At 47.2% G+C, this 5544-nt stretch carries 2 protein-coding genes and 2 pseudogenes; 2 read left to right on the top strand and 2 right to left on the bottom strand.

Annotated features, from left to right (window positions below):
* Window positions 1–377, top strand: a 377-nt coding sequence (locus tag IZU87_RS16960; protein ID WP_213115327.1) for an IS30 family transposase, incomplete at its 5' end; no start/stop codon positions are given.
* Here IZU87_RS16960 and IZU87_RS16955 read toward each other — a convergent pair.
* Both IZU87_RS16955 and IZU87_RS16950 read right to left on the bottom strand, forming a co-directional pair.
* A complete protein-coding gene (locus tag IZU87_RS16955; protein ID WP_213115326.1) occupies window positions 372–3221 on the bottom strand; it encodes a tetratricopeptide repeat protein in 2850 nt (949 codons plus the stop codon). The two genes, IZU87_RS16960 and IZU87_RS16955, sit on opposite strands and share 6 nt — an antisense overlap.
* 141 nt (window positions 3222–3362) lie before the next feature.
* A pseudogene (locus tag IZU87_RS16950) lies at window positions 3363–4348 on the bottom strand (IS481 family transposase).
* 248 nt (window positions 4349–4596) lie between these two features.
* Between IZU87_RS16950 and IZU87_RS16945 the strand changes: the two are divergent.
* Window positions 4597–5409, top strand: a pseudogene (locus tag IZU87_RS16945) (IS30 family transposase); the annotation flags it as partial.
* Between the last annotated feature and the right edge of the window lie 135 nt (window positions 5410–5544).

Genomic DNA, 5544 nt, shown 5'->3' with positions numbered 1-5544 from the left:
GCCACCCGCAACTGGACACCGCGCCGGACAGTCTGGCTGAACCCCGACCAGGAAGACCCGCTGGTTCAACAGGATCAGCGATTAGAAGCCGCCTGATTACAGGTTCCAACAAGCTTGACAGACATCGCCTACTGCTTGGGACCAACGAGAATACAAATGGACTGATACGGCAATACTTCCCCAAAGGAACGGATTTCCGCCAGATCAGCAATGCAGAGTTACGCAAGGTGGTCGAGAAGCTGAATGGCCGTCCTCGAAAGCGACTCGACTACCGGACACCGGCGCAGGTGTTTTTAGGAGAATACTCAGGAGGCCTGGATACCGGGGGTGCTGCGTTTATTACTTGCATTCAGGGTACAAAGCCTAAAATATCATAGATCTCCTAAGCATTTGTAACTCCAGCTTTCTTTATGCTTAGCGTTCCAATAACTATTCGTTTTCTTGTGAGGCATTTCCATATGGATATGTACTCTACGCCTCAAGTAAAACTGCGGCAGGATAAAGACCTTAGAAACCTCTTTACTAGTAGCGGTATTCAAGAAGTAGGCAACTGTCCGTGATAAAAGCCCTGGACCCGTTTTATGCCAAGTGTTTTCATTATCTTTATCAAGCAACGACTGGGCGGCTATCTGCATTGCGTGCTTGATCGCAGGATGACCAGGAGAAGCAATGATGACATTATTGGCCAGCGCCCCGTACTCCTCTCTGAAGCAAATCAATTCAGCTCCAGCAGGGAAAAGCTCGTTAAAATCTTGGTAATAACCATCATCGGAATCTACATAAATGCCACCAAACTTGGTCAGATAGCATAGTCTAAAGAAATCTGCTTCTTCTGCCGGCGAGCTAGCTAACATAAATGCCTTTTCATAAGACTTACCAAAGAATTTACCTATAAAATGACGTGCCTGAGCTTTGCTAAAACGATGATAATCTGTATCAGGTATACTCTTCCAGGAGGACATGACATTACCGATTGAAGCAGGTATCTTGACAGTATTCCAATACTGTACAATATTGCGTGGTATACAACTCCTCTCATACGACAGTTCTCTATAATCCATAACATGTGATAGAACTTTCTGAGTAGCAGGATATGTATAACGTAGCACTAATTTATCGTTTTGCGAAGTCTTCTCAGTAAAATTTTTTTCTTGTCGGTATAGTGATAAATCATTCACTAATGATCCCAAGAGTGACACGGAAAAATGACCGGAAACTACTTTATCGGTATTATCCTGTTGATAGACGCGTTCAATAAGATCTCGTGCTCTCGCCTCTTGACCTGTCATGAGGAAGGTATGTAATCGTGTCATCAACAAAAAATTTGTTTTAACAATGACACTCGACTCTAGTTCGACTTTGGCTCTCTCGATAAATCCTAGCTGTAACAAGCAACGTGCACGCAAATTCGTGACAGCTATCCGCTTATGACGTCCATTAACATCATCCAGTATTTCCAAGGCATCAGCAGGATAACCTGCATCCAAAAGAATCTTGGTATGTAATAGAGCCAAGTCTTGGCTATTTTTCCATCTACGTCTACAAAACCTTATATAGCGCAGAGTAAGCCGATGTAAATCAGCCAAGCGCATATAGTCCAGAAGCTGCATGGCTTGTTTCAGCGTACGTGTCTTTTTCTTGACTTTTCGGATTTCACTCAGCCCAGCTTTTGGCCCTTGCAATCGAAGCATGATGCTTGCCATACAATCATGACGATCTTCATCGGGAACGAACCGTAAAATACGATCAACAAATACACCAACCTCGTCATCAGGGACCGTATCTATTGTCTTTGAGAATAGTCTCTTTGCCCCTTCTGCTGTTTTGGGGCCAGCACCAAAAAGATATTGCACAATCTTTTGCGTGGTGAAAGCATCACCTTGTGAGTCAACATATTCAAGTAGCTCGAAAGACTCTTTTTCCGTCAGGAACCGATGATTATCTATCAGGCAATCTATAATGGACGCATAAACTTGCTTATATTCATCAGAATGACACGCATGTATCTCAGATGATAAGTTCACGATATGATGCAACTCACGAATATCGAGGCTGTGGAAATTGGTCAGCATGGAATATCTGCACCATATCGACTTTGTTTTCGTGATAAATTCTGATTCGGATTTTTTCGCCAAAACCGTCCAATATAATAACCTAGCCCCTAGATTATCCGGCCGTAGTATCAATACTCTCTCTAAAATACGGATTGAGGCCTTGAATCTATTGAAGGATGCATAGAAGCGTGCTGCCGCCAGTAGAGCACTAGGGTGCGTATTTTCCCGGTTATGTATATCTCTTAATATTTTGAATGCTTCTTGTGCCCTACCAGATTCCCTTAGCAGATCCAGCTGGGCGCATTGCAAGGCAGGATGATAAGGCCAGTGATGAAAACTACTATTTAACACTGCTGCAGCCTCAAAATCATCACCTAGTGCTCGTAGAATCTTGACTTGTAAATGACGTATTACAGGAGTGTCTTTCTCAAGACGTTGTGCGACTACAAGACGCTCCATTGCCGTTTCGAAATCCTTTCTTTCATAAGCAATTTGAGCTGAAAGATACCAGGTAACATCAAGAGGGTGCTCAAGAGAAAACGCGTCCAATAATTTCTTTTCAGCATATTCCAGCGATTGTCTATTCAGTGCTTCTTGGGCAGCTTTAACAGGAATGGATTTCAGCAATGCCAATGCATTTTCGTGATCAGGTTGCTTATGTAAAGACAGCTGGACTAACTCGGTGGCAACCTGGAAGCGCTTGTGTGAAAGAAAGAAGCGAGCTGCCGACATAAGTAAAGGAACGGGAAGCTCAGTGAGCTGTTTCCTCAAGGAACGGAGCAACGGAAATGCTGCTAGTTTTTCCCCTTGGCTTTGCCAGATCGAGAGTATTTCAGCCTGTATACCTCTATGATTAGGCCACTTTTCTAGCACTCTATTCAAGCATTGCACTGCGAAATCTTCATTTCCAGTGTTTTTTTCTATCTTTGCTTGTAAAATATAAAGGTAAGGTTCATCAGAATTAACCTGAAGCGCTTCTTTCACTCTAACACGCGCATTGGACCATCTTTTTTGAGAAATCTCTATCTCTACGTATAATCGCCACGCACCAGCAGAAGTATAATCAATTTCAAAAACTCTACATAGTAACTCATCAGCCTTCATATATTCATTTTTTTTAAAATAAGATTTGGCTTTTTCTAAATTATTTACAAGATCATACGTCATCAGTAATACTCTAAAATTTATCTTGAAAGATTATTCGATCACGGCACAAACAATACATTTAAAATACAGCAATAACTCTACGCCATCTATTATCTGCAAACGGCACTCAACGCAAAACAATATATTACATTATAACTATACCTAACTGTCGGGTCTCGCCTGATTGATTACCCGCCTGTGGAAAAGCTCGGGCCGCCTTTTTTGCCAATCTTTCATGGCTGATATCGGCGCCTGATGATGTAATGCTTTCTGCTGGATGCAGTGATTGTAGAGCCAACAGTAACGCTTGAGTGTCTGCTCCAGATCCTCCCTCGATTCGTAGCGTCGAGTCGTCAGCACATCGCTGATACGGCCATTGAAGCGCTCGACCATCCCGTTGGTTTGGGGGTGACCCGGACGGATGAGCCGGTGTTCGACATGATGCTGTGCACAGGCCTTGTCGAAAAGATGGCTTCCTGTCGGCTTACGCTCACCGCCCGACGTGAAACGATCGGTGAAGCACTTTCCATTGTCTGTCAGCACCTTCTGAACCTTGAACGGTGCCTTGTCGATAACGCGATGGAAGAACCCCTCTGCGTCTTTCGCTGACTGGCTGGAGCGCACCTCAAGATAGACCCAGCGCGTGGCGCGGTCGATGGCCACGAACAGGTACCGCCGCTGGGTCTCATCGGGCATCTGTGGCAGGTACTTGATGTCGATATGCAGGTAGCCTGGCTCGTAGTCCCGAAATGCCTTGGGAGCCTGCTTGTTGTCCTCTTGGTCCTGGCGTGCCAGCTCGGCAAGTGTCGGCACCTGCCGTCTTTTCAACATCCGGTGCAAGGCTGCGCGGGAAGGGTCGGATGAAGAAACTCACGAGCCACCACGAGGAGATCATCCAGCCCCAGACGAAGGAACGTTCTGGCGGCGATGAGCACTTCTTCCTGCTCCCTGTTGAGGGTGGCCAGGAGGTTATGACGCGTGTGAGGACGATCATAGACGTCGTCTCGATGCCGCCACCGGCGGATGGTCATATCACTCACGCCAAAGCGCTCCGCCAATACCGTGTCCGGGATGTGGGCAGGAGCGGCCTGGATCTCAGCACGGACCTTGGGCGTGGTAGTCGCTTGCTTATGAAGCTTGATGTCCATCTCGATGCTCCTGAACGAACTGACGAAGAAGCCCTCTGGCAGCAAGCAAAGGATAGCTTATTCTAGTCAATTGAACATCCGAGACCCTACACCTACCAAGACTATCCTGAAAAATAACTCAAGAATTTAACGCGGCAGTTTCATCATTCATTCCGCAAATTTAATAATGAGAGCAATCCCTTTGGATAGAGCGCTTGGCCGCAGATTCTGAGTGCAACACCTGAGTTTCCCTGTAAGGTATTGCGCTCATGTCATACTCAGAACTCAGCATTACTGATCGTGCCACTATCCAGGTTTGTCTCTCTCAAGGCCTGAGCCTCCGAGCCATTGCTCGATGCCTGAGTCGTTCTCCCTCCACTATCAGCCGCGAAATTCGCCGAAATAGTGAGCCGAACAACGACTACCGAGCTGAACGCGCACAAACGTCGCGACTCAAACGTCGGCGTTTTTGCCGGCCCAAGCGAAAGCTTGCCATCGGTAGTGAGCGGTTCAGGCTTGTCGAGTACCTTCTTCGCCGCTACTTGTCTCCTGAGCAGATCGCCGGCAAGCTTCGACACATGAATTTACCCAAGCTTGAAGACGCCTACGTCTGTCGCGAGACGATTTACACCGCCATCTATGCGCTGCCGGTTGGGCAACTGCGCAAAGAGCTCATCCATTGCCTGCGGCAAGGCAAAAGTACGCGTAAGCCTCGGCGTGGTGAGACGGACCGGCGAGGTCAGATCCCCGACATGGTCAGCATTCACCTTCGTCCGCCCGAGGTGGACAAGCGCGAGATGCCTGGGCATTGGGAAGGCGATCTAATCAAGGGCAAAGGCAATGCCTCAGCGATTGGCACTCTTGTAGAGCTCAGTAGCGGATACTTGATACTGGCAAAGATGCATGATGCGACTGCGACATCAGCCGTAGAGGGCTTCAGTGCCGCGCTGAACAGAATGCCATTGGCAGCACGAAAAACCCTGACGTATGACCAAGGACGGGAGATGGCCAGGCATGCCGCTATCACGCAGAACACAGGCGTCGCTATCTACTTCTGTGACCCCCACCCTATCTGCCAGCGTAGTTGTCACCCAGGGAAAACGCATGAAAGCTTTCAGACCGCGAGAATGTCAGCAAGATATGTCTCAACCAGTGCCGCTTTCTTCTGTTTCCGCCGAATTCCGCCTTTGAAAGATTTCTCTCCTTTCAGGTAATTC

It is taken from the genome of Cobetia sp. MC34, from assembly GCF_018340035.1.
Taxonomy (GTDB): Bacteria; Pseudomonadota; Gammaproteobacteria; order Pseudomonadales; family Halomonadaceae; genus Cobetia; species Cobetia amphilecti.
This window is presented reverse-complemented; position numbering and strand designations above follow the sequence as displayed.

Coding starts and splice junctions, on each gene's coding strand:
- IZU87_RS16955 (WP_213115326.1), bottom strand. CDS start 3,221: ATGACGTATGATCTTGTAAATAATTTAGAAAAAGCCAAATCTTATTTT.